Annotated in this window: 14 protein-coding genes; 8 read left to right on the top strand and 6 right to left on the bottom strand. The window is 59.6% G+C overall.

Annotated features, from left to right (window positions below):
* The first annotated feature begins 182 nt into the window (after positions 1-182).
* Together CHY22_RS01290 and CHY22_RS01285 are read left to right on the top strand one after the other, a co-directional pair.
* Positions 183-3,479 carry a 4-alpha-glucanotransferase gene (locus CHY22_RS01290; protein ID WP_089571836.1) on the top strand — a complete coding sequence of 1,099 codons (3,297 nt, stop codon included), beginning with the start codon at positions 183-185 and terminating at the stop codon, positions 3,477-3,479.
* Between the two features lie 88 nt (positions 3,480-3,567).
* Entirely contained in the window at positions 3,568-3,804 is a 237-nt protein-coding gene (locus CHY22_RS01285; protein WP_089571835.1) for an FmdB family zinc ribbon protein, read from the top strand.
* A gap of 88 nt (positions 3,805-3,892) precedes the next feature.
* On the opposite strand, the gene CHY22_RS09895 is transcribed toward CHY22_RS01285, so the two are convergent.
* The 6 genes from CHY22_RS09895 to gltX form a co-directional block, all read right to left on the bottom strand.
* Positions 3,893-4,822 (bottom strand): hypothetical protein, encoded by a 930-nt coding sequence (locus CHY22_RS09895; RefSeq protein ID WP_143759190.1) that lies wholly within the window; start codon positions 4,820-4,822, stop codon positions 3,893-3,895.
* Between the two features lie 183 nt (positions 4,823-5,005).
* On the bottom strand, positions 5,006-6,406 hold the full coding sequence (locus CHY22_RS01275; RefSeq protein WP_089571830.1) for a transcription antitermination factor NusB: 1,401 nt from the start codon (positions 6,404-6,406) through the stop codon (positions 5,006-5,008).
* Entirely contained in the window at positions 6,403-7,323 is a 921-nt protein-coding gene (gene fmt, locus CHY22_RS01270) for a methionyl-tRNA formyltransferase (protein ID WP_089571829.1), read from the bottom strand. Before fmt ends, CHY22_RS01275 begins: the two co-directional genes overlap by 4 nt.
* Positions 7,324-7,644: 321 nt before the next feature.
* Positions 7,645-8,181 (bottom strand): peptide deformylase, encoded by a 537-nt coding sequence (gene def / locus CHY22_RS01265; RefSeq protein WP_089571827.1) that lies wholly within the window; start codon positions 8,179-8,181, stop codon positions 7,645-7,647.
* A gap of 18 nt (positions 8,182-8,199) precedes the next feature.
* Positions 8,200-10,653, bottom strand: a complete 2,454-nt coding sequence (priA, locus tag CHY22_RS01260) for a primosomal protein N' (RefSeq protein WP_089571825.1) — start codon at positions 10,651-10,653, stop codon at positions 8,200-8,202.
* A 210-nt stretch (positions 10,654-10,863) separates the two neighbouring features.
* Complete coding sequence (gene gltX, locus CHY22_RS01255) at positions 10,864-12,339, bottom strand: glutamate--tRNA ligase (protein ID WP_089571824.1); 1,476 nt, start codon at positions 12,337-12,339, stop codon at positions 10,864-10,866.
* Between the two features lie 286 nt (positions 12,340-12,625).
* Between gltX and metK the strand changes: the two genes are divergently transcribed.
* The 6 genes from metK to CHY22_RS01225 all read left to right on the top strand — a co-directional run bounded on the left by metK (position 12,626) and on the right by CHY22_RS01225 (position 21,219).
* Entirely contained in the window at positions 12,626-13,906 is a 1,281-nt protein-coding gene (metK, locus tag CHY22_RS01250; protein ID WP_089571822.1) for a methionine adenosyltransferase, read from the top strand.
* Between the two features lie 311 nt (positions 13,907-14,217).
* Positions 14,218-15,825 carry an L-serine ammonia-lyase, iron-sulfur-dependent, subunit alpha gene (sdaAA, locus tag CHY22_RS01245; RefSeq protein WP_089571820.1) on the top strand — a complete coding sequence of 536 codons (1,608 nt, stop codon included), beginning with the start codon at positions 14,218-14,220 and terminating at the stop codon, positions 15,823-15,825.
* 149 nt (positions 15,826-15,974) lie between these two features.
* Positions 15,975-17,690 carry a L,D-transpeptidase family protein gene (locus tag CHY22_RS01240; protein ID WP_158551195.1) on the top strand — a complete coding sequence of 572 codons (1,716 nt, stop codon included), beginning with the start codon at positions 15,975-15,977 and terminating at the stop codon, positions 17,688-17,690.
* A gap of 132 nt (positions 17,691-17,822) precedes the next feature.
* Complete coding sequence (locus CHY22_RS01235; RefSeq protein WP_158551196.1) at positions 17,823-19,235, top strand: efflux RND transporter periplasmic adaptor subunit; 1,413 nt, start codon at positions 17,823-17,825, stop codon at positions 19,233-19,235.
* A complete protein-coding gene (locus tag CHY22_RS01230) occupies positions 19,235-20,008 on the top strand; it encodes an ABC transporter ATP-binding protein (RefSeq protein WP_089571814.1) in 774 nt (257 codons plus the stop codon). The genes CHY22_RS01235 and CHY22_RS01230 overlap by 1 nt, the downstream gene beginning before the upstream one ends.
* Positions 20,005-21,219: an ABC transporter permease gene (locus CHY22_RS01225; protein ID WP_089571812.1), complete on the top strand. Its 1,215-nt coding sequence runs from the start codon at positions 20,005-20,007 to the stop codon at positions 21,217-21,219. Before CHY22_RS01230 ends, CHY22_RS01225 begins: the two co-directional genes overlap by 4 nt.
* The last annotated feature ends 196 nt before the right edge of the window (positions 21,220-21,415 follow it).

Genomic DNA, 21,415 nt, shown 5'->3' with positions numbered 1-21,415 from the left:
CAAGGGGCGCTCCAACCGGGCGCCCCTTCTCTGTAGGTAGTGGTAAAACGATTTTCTAGGACAACCGTTCGCCGATGGTAAACGGATGTTGTTTATACACCCTGTGTACTACAGATATACTTACATCTTAGGCGTAAAACCCATGGCCCGCAGGCCATGATTCTATTGAACTGGACCGTACTATGAGATTGATACACAACAGCCGTCTACCGCAGTTTCGCACTCCGTTTGGCGCTGTGACCACTGGAACTTCCGTTGCACTCTCGGTGATTTTGGAGGATGCCGATCCCAACCAGGCAACGCTTACTCTGCGCACCTGGGTAGATGAGATCGGTGAGTCTCTGTATCCCATGACGCACGAGGGCGACGGCATATTTACCGTAGAGCTTGAGTGCACCGAGCCCTGTCTTATCTGGTACAGCTTTATCTGCAATATCGAGGGCCAGCCCGAGGTTCGCCTGGGCGCGCCGCAAGGCCGCACCGGTGGCGAGGGCGTAACTTACGGCTACGCCGAGGTTCCGTCCTTCCAGATTACCGTCTATAAGCACCGCGAAGTGCGTCCCGAGTGGTACGAGCGTGGCATGGTCTACCAGATCTTCCCCGATCGCTACGCCCGTGACGAAAACTGGCGCGAGCGCACGCTGGCCGAGGTCGAAAAACCGCGCAACGGAATCCAGCGCCGTATGGTCGAGGACTGGAACGAGCCGCCCGTGTACGAGCGCGCCGAAGACGGCTCCATCAAAACCTGGGACTTCTACGGCGGGTCGCTCAAGGGCATCCAGGAAGACCTGCCCCGCATCGCCGAGTTGGGATTTACAGCTATCTACCTCAACCCCATTTTTGAAGCCGCGAGTAACCACCGCTACGACACCGCCGATTACACCAAGATCGATCCGATTCTGGGCACCGAGCAGGACTTTACCGAACTGTGTCAGGCTGCCGAGAAGCTGGGCATTTCCATCATCCTGGACGGCGTCTTTAACCATACGGGTGACGACTCCATCTATTTCAACCGCTATGGCAACTACCCCGGCGTGGGCGCGTGGCAGAGCGAGAATTCGCCGTGGCGCGATGCGTTTTATTTCCACGAGGACGGCTCGTACGACTGCTGGTGGGGCGTGGGTAACATGCCCGCTATCAATGAGAGCTCCGAGCTGGTACGCGAGCGGCTCCTGGGCAAGGACGGCGTGATCCGTAAATGGCTACGTGCCGGCGCTCATGGCTGGCGCCTAGACGTGGCCGACGAGCTTTCGGACGATTTCCTGACCGAGATCAAGAAGGCAGTACTTGCCGAAAAGCCTGACGCACTGTTGCTCGGCGAAGTCTGGGAAGACGCCTCCAACAAGATCAGCTACGGCCATCTGCGTCGCTACCTACAAGGCTCCGAGCTCGACTCGGCTATGGATTACCCCTTCCGCGACATGGTCATCGGCTTTTTGATGGGCTACAAAAACGCTTACCAAGCTGCTGAAGATATCGAGACCCTCCGAGAGAACTATCCGCGTGAGGCCCTGTCTTGCGCGCTTAATCTGCTTTCGAGCCACGACCGTCCGCGCATTATCTCGGTGCTCGGCGGCGGCCCCGACGAGTCGCAGCTGCCCGAGTGCGAGCGCAGCAAATGGCGCCTGGACGAGAACTCGATGGGCCTGGCCAAGAGCCGTTTTTGGCTCGCCACGCTCATGCAGATGACCTTCCCCGGCGTGCCTTCGATCTACTACGGCGACGAATACGGCCTGGAGGGTCTAACCGATCCGGGTAACCGCCGCACCCTGCCGACCAAGGACCAACTGCACGACTTCGACACGCTGGCTATTGTCAAAAACGCCTCCGCCGTACGCCGCGCACTGCCGTTTATGATCGACGGCGAGATCAAGGCCTTCGCGCTCAACGACGAGGTGCTGGCATACAACCGCACGGGCAAGGATGGCGAGTCCGCGACGGTTATCATCAACCGCAGCCTGCGCAATTCGCACCGCGTGACGATTCCGGCGCTCGACGAATGCGCGAGTGACGTGATCAGCGGTCACGAGTGCGAGATCCACAACGGCACGGTCACGCTCGATTTGTATCCGCTGGGCTCGTCGATCATCTATCACCATGCCGAGCAGCGCCTGCAGGAGCCGCTCGATTACGGCGCGGGCGTTGTGTGCCATATCACCTCGGTACCGACCGATGACGGCAAGCCCGGCACGATCGGCGCGCCCACGCGTCGCTTTCTCGACCATCTGTCCGCTATGGGCATGCGCTACTGGCAGGTCCTACCTGTCAACCCAACGGACTTCTTCCGCTCCCCTTACGCCGGGCCTTCGGCCTTTGCGGGCAATATTGACCTGCTGCCCGAGAGCCAAGAGGAGCTGGCGGCCGACTTTGAGACTTGGAAGGCCCGTGGCCGCGAAGATGCAGATCCGCTCTACACCGCGTTTAAACATCGCAACGCCGATTGGCTCGAGAAATACTGCGTCTACATGGCCGTTAAGAAGTACTTTGAGGGCGAGTCGCGCCACGATTGGCCGGCGGATGTCGCGCGCTACAACGAGCACCTGATCGACGACAAGCGTTTCCACGACGAGGCAGAGCTGCAGGCGTACATGCAGTACCGCTTTGACCTAGCCTGGTGCGAGCTCATGAACTACGCGCACAAGAAGGGCATCGAGGTCATCGGCGATATCCCGATGTATGTCTCGGACGATTCGGCCGATGCATGGAGCGAGCCCGAGAACTTCTGGCTGTCCGATACCGGTAAGGCGATTGAGATTTCTGGCGCGCCGCCCGACAACTTTGCGCCCGAGGGCCAGGTATGGGGCAACCCGACGTTCCGCTGGGACCACATGAAGCAGAACGGCTATAGCTGGTGGATGGATCGCCTGCGTCGTGCGTTTTCGCTCTACGACCGCGTGCGCCTGGATCACTTCCTGGGATTCCACAGCTATTTCAGCATTCCCGCGGGCAAGGCATGCGCCGACGGGCGTTGGCTGGCAGGACCGGGCAAGGACCTTTTCCAGACCGCCTATGACGAGCTGGGTCCGCTCAACTTTATCGCCGAGGACCTGGGCTACCTGACGCCCGGTGTTCGCGCCATGGCTTCGACTTGCGGCTTCCCCGGTATGGACGTACTGGAGTTTAGCGATTACGACGTTCGTTGCGGCGTGCACCCTACGCCCGGCAAGATCCTGTACACATCGACTCACGACACGTCGACGCTCGCGGGTTGGTGCACGCGCTCCTTTGCGGGCGGCGACGAGCCGAGCGGTGTTGAGCTGGCAGCCAAGCTGATGAGCGACGCGCTGACAAGCGACGCTCCCCTGGTGATGATGCCGCTGCAGGACGTGCTGGGGCTTGGCGACGACACGCGCATGAACGTACCGGGCGTGGCCACGGGCAACTGGACCTGGCAGGCTGACGAGGCCGACGTTGCGGCCGCTGAGGGCAAAACCGCACAGCTCCTGCGCAACACGCATAGATTCTGGGGCGAAGCGTGATAAAACGCCCGATATAGGGTACAGTTACAGACGTTTGAATTTTTGCGGGCAGAGTAATCTGCCCGCTTTGTGCTGAAAAGGAAGTATTATGGCGCGCTACGATTACAAGTGCTCGAGCTGCGGCAACGTGTTTGAGGTTGAGCATCCCATGTCCGAGACCCCCGAGGTCGTGTGCCCCAACTGCGGCGCTCCGGCCGCCAAGACGTTCTCGGCCAGCGGCATCAAGTTTGAGGGCAGCGGCTTCTACAACACCGACCAGCGCAGCGGTGGCTCAAGCACCAGCGCCACAAACGGCTGCTGCGCCAACTGCCCGCATAACCACTAGAAACCAATCAGCCCCGCGACCGACACCAATCGCGGGGCTATTTCTTTGCGCTATAGGTAGCTAATTAATTTTTAATAATTAGCATAATTTAAAATCCGCCCATACCGGCAGAATAGGGATCGTCACAGGTACCATCGCTATACCAATGAGTCGATCCAACATAGTTACCATTTTCGTCATAAACGTCCATGGTTTTAATGACTATTTTGCCGCCGCCGTTAGAGGAGCCATCAGAATAGCCGCTACCGCCAGAATAATTACTACCAGAATTACTGGAATAATTATTTTGCTGAGAAGCCTGCTGCTGAGCCTTAGTTGCTTCTTCTTGAGCCTTAGCCTCATCTTCAGCCTTGGCCTTATTTACATCATCAATACGAGTTTGATAACGACTGATCTGTTCATTGATTTGATCAATGAACTTCTTAGAATCCTTTTTGGCATCTTCAAAAATAAGCTTCTGGTTGTCTTTATTAGAAATATCATTAAGAAGGCCATTAAGGCTATTTATATGCTGTTGGAGAGAGTCGGTATCTTTAGTAGAATTTACATCAAAATTAACATGGTCAGCTAGAGAAGTATTCCACTCATTATTTTGAGCATTACGGCAGTCTTTAATTATGGAATCGTATTCATTAAGCAACTTCGTCCAATCAGGGGAAGTGCCATCAGCATACTTATAACTGTCATCAGAGATTTCTTTATTCAATATCTCTTTATTATTTTGAGCATTTTTAATGGCATCAAGACGTTGCTCAAAAGTTAGCAGCCTAGGATCAGCTTTAAAGGCAGCAACACTATCGCTAGCCTTTGAATACAAAACTTCAACCTGCTGATTATGTTCACTACATGCTTGTTTGTAATTGTAACCAGCATAACCACCGACACAACAAGCAATAAGCAGAGCAACAATACCGGCACCAATAATTACTCGCTTTTTATTCGAAGAATTCTCAACCTCTTCATTTTCCTGAGTTTTATCTTCAGGATTGTCAATCTTGTCATTGTTAAGATCGATCATTTTAACCCCTCAATATTAAATCTGCGAGCAGTTCATGTAACCAGAAACTTACCGAATCCAACCGCCCACTTTAATGCCCGATTTATTAATCCCCGTCCCAGAAAAATCCTGAGTTGCGGTGAAATAAGGACTGTTTAGCGGGTAGAAGCGTCTTTCAATCCCTATTTCAACGCAGCTTAGTTGTTACATGTGAGCCAGGCGGGCGCAGAAGTGGCCGTCGTAGGAGTCGGCGTTTACGGGGACGCTTTGGAAAAGTCCGCGGTCGTTTTGGCGTACGGAGACGAGCTTCTTGGCTTGTTCGAACTCGGGTAACTGCAGAATCTGCGCCTCGGAGAGGGGTGCCAAGCTAAAACCTGCGCCCTCGGGAGAAGCCAAAAACGCATCCACGACTTGCGTGTTCTCTTCATCAAAGACCGAGCAGGTGGCATAGATAAGCTCGCCGCCGGCAGCCACGCGGGCAGCAGCCTCCTTGAGCATCGTAAGCTGCAGTTTGGGCAGCTCAACCGTCACATCTTTTTCGGTCAGGCGCCAAGGGATCTCGGGATGACGACGCATGGTACCGGTGCCAGAGCACGGCGCATCGATAAAGACCGTGTCGAACTTAACCGGCTTGCCAAGCATGGCATCAAACGACGTCAGTACTTCATCAAGCTCGCAGGCATCACCCGAAACCGTACGAACGCCCTGAATACCGGCCTTATGCAGGCGAGCGAGATTCAGATCGCACTTGCGATCATGCAAATCGAGCGCCGTATGCTGACGCTCATAGCCCGCACGCTTGGCCTGGCACATCATCACATAGGTCTTGGTGCCACGACCGGCACCAATCTCAAGGCAGCTTCCAGGGCGCGTGGCAGCTGTGGCGATGAGCTGGGCGTTAAGATCCGAGGCCACGGCAGCAGCGCGCTCAAATACGCCCGACGAAACGGTAACCTGGGCATCAACCGGGGCATGGCAACCCGGGAACACGGGTGCCACAAGCTGCGAGATATACGGATCGGGCTTGGACGCAAAGGCGTTCTCATGCAGGGCCAGCGGCGCGGGGGCCAGATTGCCGGCAAAGTTAAGCGCACCCTCTGGCGTGTCAAACGACGCCATAATGCGAGCGCACAGCCAGCGAGGAAGACCCATCAGACGCGACAGACGAACCAAGCGTCGCTCAGACTCATCCACATCGGACGCAGTAGCAAAGTCCTCAACATTGTCTGAAACCTTATGGAGTACAGCATTGGCCAAGCCAGCGGCGGACTTAGCACCACAGCGAACCAGCTCAACTCCCTGACTTACGGCAACGCGGCCAGGCGTATGCAGGTAGAGCATCTCGAAGGCCGAGATACGAAGCGCCATGCGAACACGCGGCGCAACCTTTTTAGGCTTATCGAGAAACTGATCGAGCAGTTCGTCCAAAATACCTTGCGTGGCGGCCACACCCAGCGCCAAGCGGGCAGCAAAAGCGGAATCGCGCTGGTCAATAGCCTTGGCCGATGCGCGAGAGGACAGCACGTCGCGCGCATACATGCCGCGGCGATCGGCCTCCATCAACACATCGAGCGCAAGCTTGCGCGCGGGAGACAGCTTGCTCATGACAAAACACCCCAGATAAGATCGGCACCCTGCAGGCCAGCAGCCCAAGCAGAAGCGGCCATAGCACGCTTGCCATCAGGCTTAACCTCGAGCAACTCAACCGAGCCATCGGAAAGGCCAAGGTAAACACGCTTAGCCTGAACGAGAACCTGACCCTCGCCAAGCGACACATCAGCCGCCGCAGCATCGAGCACACGCACGGTCTTGCCGGCAATCACGCAACGGGCAGGCGCGGTATCGGACGAAGCGAGCACATGGCGCACGCAATCGAGCGCCGCCATCTGCGGATCTAGGCGCATCTCCTGCTTAGAAATCTTGGCAGCATGAGTGACGAGCGACTCATCCTGTTCAGTCCACACGGCAGTGCCATCGGCAAGAGAAGGAAGCGTATCAGCCAGCAGTTTGCCGCCAAGCTCACCAAGCTCCATGGTCAAAGCCTCGGCATGCTTGCCGGCAACCGACGTGGAAGCCTGAGCACAATAAGCACCAGTATCCACGCCGTGCCCGATGCGCATGATAGAAACGCCAGCAACCTCATCACCAGCGAGAATCGCACGCTGAATAGGAGCAGCCCCACGCCACCGCGGCAGCAGCGAAGCATGAACATTCACAATACCAAGCGGCGCCATATGCAGCACCTCATCGGGCAAAATGCAACCATAAGCAGCCACACAGAAAATATCGGCCTGGGCAGCCCGGAGCGCCTCAATAACCTCCGGCGTCATACGATTAGCCTCAATAACCGGCAGCCCCAGCTCAAGCGCCTTAGCCTTAACAGGAGACGGCTCCAGCTTCTTACCACGCCCACGAACAGCATCGGGACGAGTAATTACGAGCGCAATATCATTCCCAGCCTCAACAAGCGAAGTCAAAGAAGGCACAGCAAAATCAGGCGTACCCATAAACACAATACGCATAAAGAACGTCTCCTCTCAACCAAAGCCGAGACGGCTACAAAGAACAGCGGAAAGCCAAGTCACCAGCCCATCCGCAATAACATTTCAACAAGAACAAATATACCCAAAACCAAAGAAAGAGCCGCAATAAAAGCAGCTCCCTCTCAACAAAGACTATCAGCGAAGACGCCCATCCCTGGCCCGACGGCATCTGGGCGAGACAAGCAGCGTCAACGTAGTCCCCGGGGCGCCCGCCTATATCGTCCCGCGCGCAGTTTCGCAGCGCAGCGAGAATGTTTGAGCACGGGATGATATGGGCGGGCGCCCCGGGGACGGACAAACCTACTCCGTCTCGCCCGGTCGAGCGCCGCGGGCCAGGGCGTCCTGGTACTCCTTAACTGCCTTGATCCTCTGCATCGGCTTCAGTCGCTCGAACATGGTGTTGCCGTGCAGGTGATCGATCTCGTGCTGCAGGCACACGCAGAACAGGTCGCCCGTAGCTTCGTAGCGAATCAGGTTGGCGTCCAAGTCGTACGCCTCGACGACGACATGGTCGGGACGCTCGATCTCGCAGCTAATGCCGGGGATAGACAGGCAGCCCTCGCTAAACGGCACGAGATGGTCGCTCTGCTCCACAATCACGGGATTGATGAGCACGTACGGATCGTAGTCGTTCTTGTCGCTGTAGTCGCAGTCGATGGTGACGAGCTGAATAAGCTCGCCGATCTGCGGAGCAGCCAGGCCGCAGCCGCCGTTCTCGAACATCATCTTCTTCATCTTCTCGGCAAGCGCCTCGATCGCCGGGGTGATTTCCTCGATGACGGCACACTCCTGGCGCAGACGAGGATCAGGGGACAGTACGATTCCGTTGGCTTCCATGGCCATCCTTTCGGTTTGTTACATCAAATCATAGGCGTCGACGTCAACGCTCACGCTCACGCCGCGCACGGAGCCCACCTCTTTGAGACAGGCGTCGATATCATCAGAGACATGGTACCCTACCGGCGACTTCACAAGCAGATGGAAGCGGTAACGGTCCTTGGCTCTCTCGATTACACACGAAGCCGGGCCCAGCATCTGCGGGACGGCGCTCCCCGCCCGCAAAAAGTCGGGCGCGGCGGCATGCCAGCGGCGCTTGAGGAGCTTTGCGATGCGCCCGATATAATCCTGCGCATCGTCGCGGCTTGCCGACCACACCAAGATATTGACCAGACGCACGAACGGCGGATACAGGGCGTCGCGGCGCTGGTCCAGGTCGTAGTCGGTAAAGATCGAGCGATCGTGCTCGGCGACGGCGCGGATGACCGGATCCTCGGGCAGATACGTCTGGATGATCACCTCACCGGGACGATCGCCGCGACCGGCACGGCCCGCCACCTGTTCCAGCAGATCGTAGGCGCGCTCCCCTGCGCGGAAATCGGGCAGCTTGAGGGCGAAGTCGGCATTGACCACGCCCACGAGCGTGACCTCGGGAAAATCGAGACCTTTAGCGATCATCTGGGTACCCAGCAACACGGCGCAATCCGCCACATCGAACTGCTCGAGCAGCTTTTTGTGCGCATCCTTGCCACGCGTGGAATCGGCATCCATGCGAATGATGGAAACGTCCTCGGGAAGCAACTGGTGCAGTGCGTCCTCGATCTGCTGCGTGCCCAGGCCCATTTTTGCCAGGTAGCGACTGCCACATTTGGGGCAACGGCTCGTGGGCGCGGGATACGGCTGCACGCGCCAAGACGAACCGCATGTGTGACACTGCAGCGTGTGTGTGCGCTCGTGATACGTAAGCGCTGTGGAGCAGTGGTTGCAGGTGGGGACGCAGCCGCACTCGCGGCACATCAGGAATGGCGCAAAGCCACGGCGGTTATGCAGCAACACGGCCTTCTCGCGGCGCTCGACCACACGCTCCAATCCCTCCATCAAGGGTTTTGAGAACATGGATCGGCTGCCGTGCGAGAACTCGCGACGCAGGTCAGCAATGCGGACCGTAGGCAGCACGGCGTGTCCGGGGCGCTCGGGCATCTCGACACGCGTCCAGGTGGCACCGTTATACATGCCGCGGCGGCAGCGGTCTAGGGCCTCGGCAGAAGGCGTGGCCGACCCCAGCACGAGCGGGCAGCGATAGCGGCGTGCCATCTCGGCTGCCACCTCGCGCGCATGGTAGCGCGGACTGGACCCCTGCTTGTAGCTGGTCTCGTGTTCCTCGTCGATGATGATGAGACCCAGGTCGCTGAGCGGGCAAAAGAGCGCCGAACGCGCGCCGACGACCACGCGGGCCGAGCCGCTGGCGACCATATCCCACTGGTCCAGGCGCTCGCCAGCAGAAAGACGCGAATGGAACACGGCTACCGTCTCGCCAAAGCGCGAGCGGAAGCGGCCGACGGTCTGGGCTGTCAGCGAAATCTCGGGTACCAGCACGCAGGCAGAGCGGCCAGCCGCGAGCACGCGCTCGATGGCGGATAGATAGACCTCGGTTTTGCCGGAGCCCGTAACACCGTCCACGAGCACCACGTCGCCGTGCGCATCCAGGCGAGCGCGCTCAATCTGCGCGAGCGCTTGCTGCTGACCGTTCGTAAGCGCGACCGGCGGTTTGCCGCTTGCAGAGGACAGCGTAGTCTGCTCGCTGCAACCGCGCCAGGCACGGCGCTCCTCCACCACCACGACGCCGCGTTTTTCGAGCGCCTTGATGGTCGCCGACATACTGTTATAGAGAAGGTTGAGGTCGCGCGTCGTGACAGGACCACACTGGAGCGCCTCGATGAGTTGGCGCTGGCGGACCGCGGTCTTGGGTGGCGTGTAGTCAAAGCCTTCGGGCGTAAGCATCACCCAGCGGTTTTGGATGGGTTTGACGGCTGGACGTTCAACCGTCCACACGCCGTCGTCGCCCTTGACCACACGCGGGCTGCCACCCGGAGGCAAGAACAGGCGCAGGCACTCGGTAAGCGTCGCAACATACTCGCGGCTCATCCAGCGTGCGATGCGGGCAGCCTCGGCGGTAAAGAGCGGTTTGCTGAGGATGGCCTCGATGGGCTTGATGCGCACGGGGTCGAGGGCGTTGTTGCCCGGCAGATCGCCCAGATCAGGCGCAATGTCGACGACATAGCCCGCGGCGGCACGGTTACCAAAGTGGACCAGGACCGTGGATCCGATCTGGACCTCGTTGGCAAGGGACTCGGGGATGCCGTAAACAAACGGTTCCGACAGCGCACGGGTGGGGATGTCGAGGACCACGCTCGCGTAGGCGGCAGGGGGCTCGGGCGCAGGCTTAGACTGAGCCGAGGCAGCGGCAGGCTTGGGCTTCACCGGAGCTTCCTCCGGTTCCGGCGAACCAAACAGCGACAGTTGTTGAGCCATACACCACCTCTAACGAACGGACCTGAAAGGGGTGGGACAAAATAATCAGTAGAGTTTGTCCCATGGCCGATACGAGTGTCGAGCTCGTTGCGTCACTCGAACATGGGACAAACACTACTGATTATTTTGTCCCAGCAACCCACTCATCGGTACAGAAACAAGAGCCCCGCTCGAGGGAACGGGGCTCGGATACATGCGTTTGCGCGTCTACTACAGCGCCATCGTGCGGGCGCGGTCGATGCGCGCCAGGCAATCGTCGCGGCCGACGAGCGCCATGGTCTCGCCCAGCGGAGGGCTCACCATGTTGCCGCAGACGGCGACGCGCACGGCCTGGAACACCACGCGCTTCTTGAGGTCCATCTGCTCGGGCAGCGGCTCAAGCGCAGCGTCGATAGCCTCGGCGGTCCACTCGCCCACACCCTCAAGCGCGGCCTTGGCGGCGTCCAGAATGGCACCCATGCCCTCCTTGGCCAGGCCTTTGTTGACGGACTTCTCGTCATACTCGAGTGTCTCGGCCGTGGCAAAGATGGGGGCGGCGACGGTCACGGCGTCGGCCGGCATCTTGGTGCGCGGCTTAACGATGGCAGCGAGCGCATCGATCCAGTCCTCGCCGTACTCGACGTTGCCCTCGATGAGACCCGCCTCGTGCAGCTCGGGGACCATGATTTCGTCGGCAAACTGAGCATCGGACATGCCGTTGATGTACTCAGCATTGACCCAATCGAGCTTCTTGGGATCGAAGGTCGCCGGGTTCTTGGAGATGCGGTCGAGCGAGAACTTGCTGGCCAGGACATCACGCGGGATGATCGTGGTCTCGCCGTCGAGCGACCAGCCGAGCAGCGCCAGGTAATTGACGAAGGCGTCGGACAGGTAGCCGGCGTCGCGGTACTCCTCCACCGAGGTGGCGCCGTGGCGCTTGGAGAGCTTCTTACCGTCGGCGCCCAGGATCATGGAGATGTGGGCGAACGTGGGCACGGGCGCGCCGAGGGCCTCGTAGACCATGACCTGGCGCGGGGTGTTGGACAGGTGGTCGTCGCCGCGGATGACATGGGTGATCTTCATCATGGCGTCGTCGACGACGGTCGCGAAGTTGTACGTGGGCGTGCCATCGGAGCGGAAGATGACAAAGTCGTCGAGCTCCTTGGCGTCGAAGGTCACCTCACCGTGAACGGCGTCGTGGATGACGACGTCGCCGCGGTCCTCGGGCACCTTGATGCGCAGGACGTAGGACTCGCCGGCCTCGATGCGACGGCGGGCCTCCTCGGGATCAAGATCGCGGCAACGGCGCTGATAGCCCTGGAAGGGGTCCTTGCGCTCCTGCGCGGCCTTGCGATCGGCGTCGAGCTGCTCCTTGGTGCAGAAGCAGGGATAGGCCTTGCCCTCGTCCCAAAGCTTCTGGGCGGCCTGCTTGTACAGGTCCAGGCGCTCGGTCTGGGCATAGGGGCCATAGTCGCCGCCCACCTCGGGACCCTCGTCCCAATCGAGGCCCAGCCAACGCATGGCGCGCAGGATGATCTGCGTATTCTCGTCGGTGGAACGGGTGGGATCGGTGTCGTCGATGCGCAGGATGAACGTGCCGCCGTTTGCGCGGGCGAAAGCCCAGTTATAGATAGCGGTGCGGGCGCCGCCGATGTGCAGCTTGCCCGTCGGTGAGGGTGCAAAGCGGACGCGAACGTCTGATGCCATGGAAATCTCCTCGATTGCAGGATGGATGTCTAACCGCATCAGTATAAAGCAACAAAGCAACCTCCGCACAAAGGGCACCGACCCACTCATTGGGGACAGACTTAAATGACCAGTCGTTGTAGTCATTGGGGACATTCTTGGTTTAAGACTGGTCATTTAAGTCTGTCCCCAATGAGTAGGTGCGGAAAGGGTGTGAATGTTTGATTTACGCGCTATGATGTGCCCTTGCATAGAGAGCCCGGCGGAATGGTAACGGTCGCTGGGACACGTTTTTGAAAGGACAATCATGTCAGAAGAACTTCGTTCCATCCCACCCCAACACGGGTCCTTTGTTTTTACGTCGGAGTCGGTGACCGAAGGTCATCCCGATAAGATCGCTGATCAGATCAGTGACGCCGTCCTCGACGCAATCCTCGCCAAAGAAATAGAGCTGCAGGAGCAGGGCTATATTGCGCCCAACGGTGTGCCCGCCAACGTGGAGAACGTCCGCTGCGCCTGCGAGACCCTCGTGACCACCGGCACGGTCATCGTCGCCGGCGAGATTCGCACCCAGGCCTACGTCGACGTACAGGAAATCGCCCGCGGTGTTATCCGCCGCATCGGCTACAACCGTGCCAAGTTCGGTTTTGACTGCGACACTTGCGGCGTTATGAGCCTCATCCACGAGCAGTCGCCCGATATCGCCCAGGGCGTTGACGAGTCCTTCGAGACCCAGACCGGCGCTACCACCGACCCGATCGACCTGATCGGCGCCGGCGACCAGGGCATGATGTTCGGTTATGCCTCCAACGAAACCAAGACCCTCATGCCCATGCCGCACTACCTGGCGAGCCGCCTGGCCGAGCGCCTGGCCGCCGTGCGTCACGACGGCACCCTCGCCTATCTGCGTCCCGACGGCAAGACCCAGGTCACCGTGCGCTACGAGGAAGGCAAGCCCGTCGAGGTCACGACCATCGTCATCTCCACGCAGCACGCCGCAGAGATCGAGGACATGGGCAAGATCAAGGCCGACCTCATCGAGCACGTCATCACCCCGGTCATGGCTGCCGAGAACATGCCGTGGGACAACGCGGACATCTATGTGAACCCCACCGGTCGCTTTGTCGTAGGCGGCCCCATGGGCGACACGGGCCTCACCGGCCGCAAGATTATCGTCGACACCTATGGCGGCTACGGCCGTCACGGCGGCGGCGCCTTTAGCGGCAAGGACTGCACCAAGGTCGACCGCTCCGCCGCGTATGCCGCGCGCTGGGTCGCCAAGAACGTGGTCGCCGCCGGTCTGGCCGACCGATGCGAAGTCGAGCTTGCCTACGCCATCGGCGTTTCCAAGCCCCTCTCAATCATGGTCGACACCTTCGGTACCGCGCATGTTGCCGAGGACAAGATCGTTGAGGCCGTTGAGAAAACCTTCGACCTGCGCCCGGGCGCAATCATCCGCGACCTAGACCTGCGTCGCCCCATCTACGAAAAGACGGCAGCCTACGGTCACTTCGGCCGCGAAGACGCCGACTTCACCTGGGAGAATACCGACCGAGTCGAAGAACTCAAAGCAGCCTGTGGCCTGTAGGCTTACGAGAAAAGCCACAGCCAAATAGAAACACGCCAAAAAGAGGTACCGGAACAACCGGTACCTCTTTTTTATTAACCGGTGGTGAAGATGAGTCGACATGGGACGCAGAATAGGTTCCCAGCTGATGAATTTTGCAGCAAGCGTGCCCCTACCATGTATCCTAAGTTCCGAGGGCTTTGGTATTTGGTCGATCGCGAGTTCCGCACGAGCCGGAGGCCACTTAATGTGGCCTCCGTGCGAGCCAGGACTGTAGAGCAGGCGACCAAATACCAAAGCCCTCGGAACGACGGGATAGAACAGGAGCTCATATGGCAGGCAAGCCGCAAACACTAGCTACGACCTCGGCATTCGAGATCTTGGGGCCCGTCATGGTCGGCCCCAGCTCATCGCACACCGCCGGCGCCCTGCGCTGCGCCCAAGTTGCCGCCAGCCTGCTGGAAGGCCGCATCACCAAAGTCACCTTTGGCCTGTGGAACTCCTTCGCCCACACCTACCGCGGCCACGGCACCGACCGCGCGCTCGTCGCGGGTATTCTGGGCCTCGACACCGATGACGAGAACATCAAGCAGGCCTTCGACCTCGCAAGCGAGCAGGGCCTCGAATATCACTTTGACATCAAGGGCGACGACGCCTCCATCCATCCCAACACCGTCGACATCGACATGGCCGACGATACGGGCGCCACGGCGCAGGTCCGCGGCGAGAGCCTCGGCGGCGGCAAGATGCGCATCAGCCGCATCAACGGCGTCGGCGTCGATATCTCGGGCATGTATTCCACGCTCTTCGTGGCACACCAGGACGTCCCCGGTGTGCTCGCCGCGCTCACGAACCTGCTCGCCTACGCACATGTAAACATCGCTTTCTGCCGCACCTACCGCACCGAGGTGGGCGGCCAGGCCTACTCCGTCTTCGAGACCGACGGCGCGCCCGACGACACCGTCGTCCCCATGCTCCGCAAACTCGACAATGTCGATTACGCGACCTTTATCGAGCTCCCCGGTTCTGCCTCGTCGCTCTCCCCCGGTGTCTCGGCAAAGGAGATCTTCGACGACGGCGAGCAGCTGCTCGATGCGTGCGCCGAGCTCGGCCTGAATATCGGCGCCGTTATGGCCGTGCGCGAGGCGCGTCTGACCGGCGAGGCCCACGCCGTCGCCGCCATGCGCCGCGTGCTCGACGTCATGCGCGAGGAGACCACGACCCCCATCGTCAATCCGCAACGATCGCTCGGCGGGCTTATCGGCGGCGAGGCTAAACTCGTCGATGCCACCGGCCGCAACGATTTGAGCACGAGCCTGATGGGCACCGTTCAAACCGACGCCGTGGCCCGCGCGATGGCCGTGCTCGAGCGCTCCGCCACGATGGGAGTGATCGTCGCCGCTCCCACGGCAGGCTCCGCGGGTGTCGTGCCCGGCTGCGTGCTGGCGCTCGCCGATCACCTTCAGCTCGACGACGAGCAGGTCATGGACGCGCTCTACTGCGCAGCCGCCATCGGCCTCAACCTCACCACGAGCGCCTGCGTCGCCGGTGCCGAGGGCGGCTGCCAGGCTGAGGTAGGAAGTGCGGCCGCCATGGCAGCCGCCGCGCTGGTGCAGATGCTCGGCGGCACGCCCGGGCAGGCGCTCGACGCCAGTTCCATCGCGCTGAGTAACTTGCTGGGCCTCGTTTGTGACCCCGTCGGCGGCCTCGTGGAGGTACCCTGCCAAAACCGCAACGCCATCGGCGTGGCAGCCGCCTTTAGCTCGGCGCAGCTTGCACTTGCCGGTATCAAGAGCCTGGTGCCGTTTGACCAGATGGCGCACGTCATGCTCTCCGTGGGCCACGCGTTGCCGGCCACGCTGCGCGAGACGGCAAAGGGTGGCATCGCGCAGGCTCCGGCCGCACTTTCGGCCTGTGCAAAATGCGGTGTGTGCGGATAGCGACAAAGAAAGACTCGAAGGTGGGACAAATGTCCCACCTCTTTTGAATGCCACCGTTTCCATACCACAAACAACTAGGTAATCGCTATAATGCAAGCCCAGTAAAAACACGATGAGCCGCAAGGCGAAATTCGAAGGATATGCATACGATGTCGCAAAACGATCGAACTCAACTGATTCCCGATCCGCAGCAGCCGAGCAGGCACACCGGCGGCGTTCAATCGCCGCGTCCTATCGCGCCGAGCCGCGGTCAGCAGCGAGGTGCGGCAAACGTTTCCCAACCTCCGAACAAGCAGCATCAGCAGCGCCAGACAAATGGCAATGCGCCCAAGCAGCCCCCCACGCACGCTCGAGGCGATCGCGGCCCCGCACGCAAACCCGCCGAAAACAATAAGTCGGGCAAAAAGACGACGCTCTTTGTCGTTCTGGGTCTTATCGTCATTGTCTATATCGTAGGCGTCGTAGCGTTTTCGCAGGTAGCCTACCCCAACACCACTATCGCCAGCGTCGATGTCTCGTTCTCCAACGCTTCGTCTGCCGCCACCAAGGTCAACTCGGCTTGGAAGCACTATAAGCTCACCGTGACAGGCGATGACTTTAGCTGGACCTATCAGCCCGAGTCCGATGAGCCCATTGTCGACGGCGAAGCTGCCGCAAAAGAGATTATCAGCCGCAACGAAGCCATTGTATGGCCGGTTCGCCTTGTAGAATCCTTAAGCGGCAAGACCAAAACAACCGCTAGCTCCAACGAAGTCGATCTTGATCAAGACGTCGACCTGTCCATGCTCTCCGACACCTTTGACCAAAAGCAGTTTGAGAAGGATCTGGGCGCCGCCATCGACGAGTTTAACGAGGGGCGTTCGGGCGCGTTCGAGGCCAATAGCTCCTATGACGAGCAGGCCGGCAAGTTTACCGTCGAGAAGGCGCGCTCCAACGAAAAACTCAACCGCGAGCATGTCATTAAGTATGCCGAGCTCGAGCTTGCCTCGCTGGCCGAGACCGTAGATCTTTCCAAGCTCGGCAACGATGCCTATGAGCCGCTCAATGGAACGCTGACCGATGATCAGATTCAGTCTGCATGCGATGCCGCCAACAACTTCTTGGGCGTCAACGTGACCCTCAAGCTCAACGGCGAGGATGCCGGCAAGGTTGATGGCAGCTCCGTGTTGCAGTGGATCAGCTTTGCCGATCCGGCCAACCCCACGCTCGATACGTCGCAGATCAGCAGCTGGGCAGCCGAGCTCGCCAACGGCTTTAATACCGTGGGCTCCACTCGCTGGTGGACGCGCGCCGATGGCAAGCAGTGCGCCGTCGAAGGCGGCGACTTTGGTTGGTCCATCGACAGCAGCTCGCTCGCCAAGCAGGTCGAGGACGCCATCAACAACAAGCAGACCGGCGAAATCGAGATCAAGTACTCCCAGAAGGCCGACACATTTACCGCCAAGGGCGAGCCCGACTGGAAGGCCTATATCGACGTCGACCTGTCCGAGCAGCATGCGCGCTACTACGACGAGAGCGGCAACATCGTGTGGGAGGCCAACTTTATTTCTGGCAAACCGGGTGAAGACGCCACCCCCGAGGGCGTATGGCAGATCAACAGCAACGATGGCGCCAGCAAACTCATCGGTGCCAAGGACCCCGAGACCGGCAAGCCCAAATACGAGAGCCCGGTAAGCTACTGGATGCCGTTCGAGGGCAATATGGTCGGATTCCACGACGCCACCTGGCAAAACGATTCGAGTTTCGATAACGCCGAATCGTACAAGTGGTGCGGTAGCCACGGTTGTATCAACCTGCGTCTGGCCGATGCCAAGTCGCTCCACGAGCGCATCAAAGTCGGCCTCTGCGTGGTCGTGCACTCGTAACGCAGCTAACGTCTACAACAAGTAAACAGCACGGCGACAAAACTTACAGTACCGTCATCCGCAACTTCTATGCGCCCGCCTATCGCGACGGGCGTATATACTTATCGGAGCCATATCGATAAAGGAGACGCTATGTCCAAGGTCCCCACGATCAATCCGGGTCCTGACGATTCCGATCGCATGCCCCAAGATGCCACCGAGACCCTGCCGATTATCAGCGCTGCAGACACCAAGCAGCCCCAAACGAGTCTCGACGATTCGACCGATATCTCCGATGAAGAAGCCTATGCAAAGCTCAAGGCAAAGCGTGCCGAGCGTCGGCGCAAAAAGCTCATCCGACGCGGTATCGCCGTCGGTGTCGTTGTTGCCATCGCGCTCATTGCCATCATCGCAACGCTGGTCATCAACGCGCAACCCGCAGGCACCAACGGACCGGTGACCGACATGGTCACCGAAGGCACGTTTACCACCACAGTCGAAGCCAAGGGGCAGCTTAAGCCCATCTCGGCATCGGTCGTCTCCCCTTCTGTCGACGGTACGGTTGAAAAGATCAACGTGCAGGCCGGACAGAGCGTCAACGAGGGCGACGTACTCATGACCATTAAGAACGACGCGCTCGATAGCGCTGTTTCCGAGGCGCAGCGCGCGGTCGCGGCCGCCCAGGAAGACCTGAACAATGCAAAGGTGGCACTCGCGGCCGCACAGGCCGCACCGACAACGGACAGTGACGGATCGACCGGCCCATCGGACGCAAACGCCAACGCAAATGCCGTCTCGACCGCCCAGCGCAACCTCGCCTCGGCCCAGGCAACGCTGGAGCAGGCAACTGCAAAAGCGGCCGAGCGCACCGTAAAGGCCCCCAGTTCGGGCAACATCGTCGAGCTCAACGCCAAAGTCGGTGCCACGGCGACCGGAGGCACGATCATGGGCGAAGGCGACACGAGCGGCGGCAAGCAGTGCATGCAAATCGCCGACCTGTCCAAGATGAAGGTGACGGTTCAGGTGGGCGAAAAGGATATCGCCAAAATTGCCGTGGGCCAAAGCGCCAACGTGACCTATCCCGCGTTTCCCGATATCGTGAGCCAGGGCACCGTCACGGCTATCGCCTCGGTGGCAAACTCTGACTCCGGCTCCGGTAGCGGCGGCAGCGTGACCTTTAACGTCGACATCCTCATCGAAGCACCCGACAGTCGCCTTAAGCCGGGTATGACTGCCGAGGTCTCGGTAGTGACCGAGAAGCTCGACGACGTGGTTATGGTGCCGACCATGGCGCTGATGACCGAAGATGGCGAGCACTATTACGTCAATCTGGCCACCGATTCGGAAGGCAAGAAGACGCGCCGCGTGAAGGTGACCGTCGTGACGCAAAACGACAACGAGGCTGTAGTCGGTAAGACGCAGGTCAAGCGCGACGACCAGGGCAACGAGATCAACCCAGACGTCCCGGTTACCAAGTTACGCGACGGCGACACCATCGTGACGGATACCGGCGCAGGCATGACGGCAGACGGCGGCGACAATATGTCTGCCGACGAGGGCAAGTAATGCGTCCCGTCATCGACATCCGCAACGTGCACCGCATCTTTGAGAGCGAGGCCGGTTGCGCCCACATCCTGCACAACGTGAGCCTGGCGGTGAACCCCGGTGAGTTCGTCGCCATCACCGGCCCCTCGGGCTCGGGCAAGTCGACGCTCATGAACATCCTGGGCTGCCTGGACAAGCCGACGGCGGGTGATTATTTCCTGCAAGGGCTCAACGTCGCCGAGCTCGACGATGATGAGCTCACCGAGGTGCGCGCGCTGAGCATCGGCTTTGTCTTTCAGAGTTTTAACTTGCTGCCGCGTCTGACGGTGATCGAAAACGTCATGCTGCCGCTGTCCTACACCAATGTGCCGCGTAGCCAGCGCGAGATGCGCGCCGTGCACGCGCTGCAAGCCGTCACACTGCCGGTCGACCATTGGGACCACCGCATATCGGAACTCTCGGGCGGACAGATGCAGCGCGTCGCCATCGCGCGCGCCCTCGTCAACGACCCGCCCATCATTTTGGCCGACGAGCCAACGGGAAATCTAGACTCGACAACCGGGGCGCTCGTCATGGAAACCTTCCACAAGCTCCAGAAACGCGGCAAGACCATCGTACTCATTACGCATGACCCCGGCATCGCCGCCGAGGCCGATCGAGCCGTAACCATCCGTGACGGGCGAATCCATGACGGCGCATATGTCGCGCATACACCGAATACGTTACGCGGGGCCGTCAAAAACCTGCCCGAGATTTCTGCAACCACCAATCAGCCGAAAGGAGCGAAGGCATGAGCACCCGCGATCTTGTCCAAGAAGCCCTTCACTCGCTCGAGGCCAACAAGGGACGCAGCCTGCTCACCATCCTTGGCATCGTCATTGGCATCGCCTCGGTCATCGCCATGACTTCGCTCATCGGCGGTATCCAAAACAGCCTGGTCAACAGCCTGGGCCTCAATGCAGCCCGCATGGTAGAGATCTATTCGTCCCAAGAACTCACCGATTCGGATGTGGAAAAGCTTCGCAAACTGGTGCCGCAGATTGAGCAGATCGGCATCGTCGATAGCGCCTATTCCGAGTACAAGGTCGGGGATAAAAGCTATACCGTCATGGCACACGGCGTCGATAGCGACATGCTCGATGCCGTGGGCGCCAGCAAGCTCGTTGCGGGACGTGTCTATTCACAGGCAGAGTCTCAATCAGGCTCGCGCGTGGCGCTCATCAGCCGCGGCGGCGCCGATCAGCTTTACGGCAACGAACAGGACGCACTGGGGAAAACCATCAAGGTGTCCAACGGCGAGGTGCAGATTGTAGGCGTGATTGATGGCGGCAGCGACTCCATGGGCTCGCTCACGCTGTATATGCCACGCGAAACCATCTCCGGCCTGTTTGGCGACGAGAATCCTTCATTTCCCAGCGTGACGGCACTTGCCGCCGAGGGCACAGACATGGACGAGCTCTGCAAGACCATCGAGTCTAAGGTGCGCGCGATGAAGGGCATCTCGGAGGATGATGAGTACGACAGCGTATCGACGACCTCCATGAAAAGCGCCATCGATGCACTCAACTCGTTTATGGGCGCCTTCTCGCTCATCATGGGCGCTGTCGCCAGTATCTCACTGCTTGTCGGCGGAATCGGCATTATGAATATGATGCTTACCAACGTGACTGAGCGCATCCGCGAGATCGGTATTCGCCGTGCCTTGGGCGCCAGTCGCCGCGATATCACCGCGCAGTTTTTGGCCGAGTCCTCGGCGCTGTGCGTCACCGGTGGCCTGCTGGGTGTCCTGATTGGCTATCTGCTGGCCTGGGGCCTCGCGATGTTTGCCGCAGGATCAGGGGTTCTCAACGAGCTCGGTGCCAGTGGGGAGATCACACCGAGCTTTTCAATCGCCACGGTGCTGCTGGCCTTCGGCGTCTCCGTCGGCATCGGCGTAATCTTTGGCTTCTACCCCGCTCGCCGCGCGGCAAAGCTCAACCCGGTGGAGTGCCTACGCTACCAGTAAGCCACCACCAGCTACCAGTAAGCCACCACCAACAAGTTGCGGTGAATTAGGGACTGAATATGCTATCTAGCAGCAAAAACAGACACTATTTCACCGCAACTTATTGAAGGGCTGTTTGCGCCAGTTCTGGGCGTCGTCCTCGAGCTATTGATGGATAACGGGCTTGTACGGGTCGAGCTTGCTCGGGACGCTCCTC

Source organism: Collinsella sp. TF06-26 (assembly GCF_002232035.1).
Lineage (GTDB): Bacteria > Actinomycetota > Coriobacteriia > Coriobacteriales > Coriobacteriaceae > Collinsella.
The sequence above is the reverse complement of the archived record's forward strand: the minus strand, read 5'-3'. Positions and strand labels throughout refer to the sequence as shown.

What these genes read in the sequence shown, in the direction of transcription:
- CHY22_RS01290 (WP_089571836.1), top strand. Translation starts at nt 183, where the DNA reads ATGAGATTGATACACAACAGCCGTCTACCGCAGTTTCGCACTCCGTTT.
- CHY22_RS01285 (WP_089571835.1), top strand. Translation starts at nt 3,568, where the DNA reads ATGGCGCGCTACGATTACAAGTGCTCGAGCTGCGGCAACGTGTTTGAG.
- CHY22_RS09895 (WP_143759190.1), bottom strand. Translation starts at nt 4,822, where the DNA reads ATGATCGATCTTAACAATGACAAGATTGACAATCCTGAAGATAAAACT.
- CHY22_RS01275 (WP_089571830.1), bottom strand. Translation starts at nt 6,406, where the DNA reads ATGAGCAAGCTGTCTCCCGCGCGCAAGCTTGCGCTCGATGTGTTGATG.
- fmt (WP_089571829.1), bottom strand. Translation starts at nt 7,323, where the DNA reads ATGCGTATTGTGTTTATGGGTACGCCTGATTTTGCTGTGCCTTCTTTG.
- def (WP_089571827.1), bottom strand. Translation starts at nt 8,181, where the DNA reads ATGGAAGCCAACGGAATCGTACTGTCCCCTGATCCTCGTCTGCGCCAG.
- priA (WP_089571825.1), bottom strand. Translation starts at nt 10,653, where the DNA reads ATGGCTCAACAACTGTCGCTGTTTGGTTCGCCGGAACCGGAGGAAGCT.
- gltX (WP_089571824.1), bottom strand. Translation starts at nt 12,339, where the DNA reads ATGGCATCAGACGTTCGCGTCCGCTTTGCACCCTCACCGACGGGCAAG.
- metK (WP_089571822.1), top strand. Translation starts at nt 12,626, where the DNA reads ATGTCAGAAGAACTTCGTTCCATCCCACCCCAACACGGGTCCTTTGTT.
- sdaAA (WP_089571820.1), top strand. Translation starts at nt 14,218, where the DNA reads ATGGCAGGCAAGCCGCAAACACTAGCTACGACCTCGGCATTCGAGATC.
- CHY22_RS01240 (WP_158551195.1), top strand. Translation starts at nt 15,975, where the DNA reads ATGTCGCAAAACGATCGAACTCAACTGATTCCCGATCCGCAGCAGCCG.
- CHY22_RS01235 (WP_158551196.1), top strand. Translation starts at nt 17,823, where the DNA reads ATGTCCAAGGTCCCCACGATCAATCCGGGTCCTGACGATTCCGATCGC.
- CHY22_RS01230 (WP_089571814.1), top strand. Translation starts at nt 19,235, where the DNA reads ATGCGTCCCGTCATCGACATCCGCAACGTGCACCGCATCTTTGAGAGC.
- CHY22_RS01225 (WP_089571812.1), top strand. Translation starts at nt 20,005, where the DNA reads ATGAGCACCCGCGATCTTGTCCAAGAAGCCCTTCACTCGCTCGAGGCC.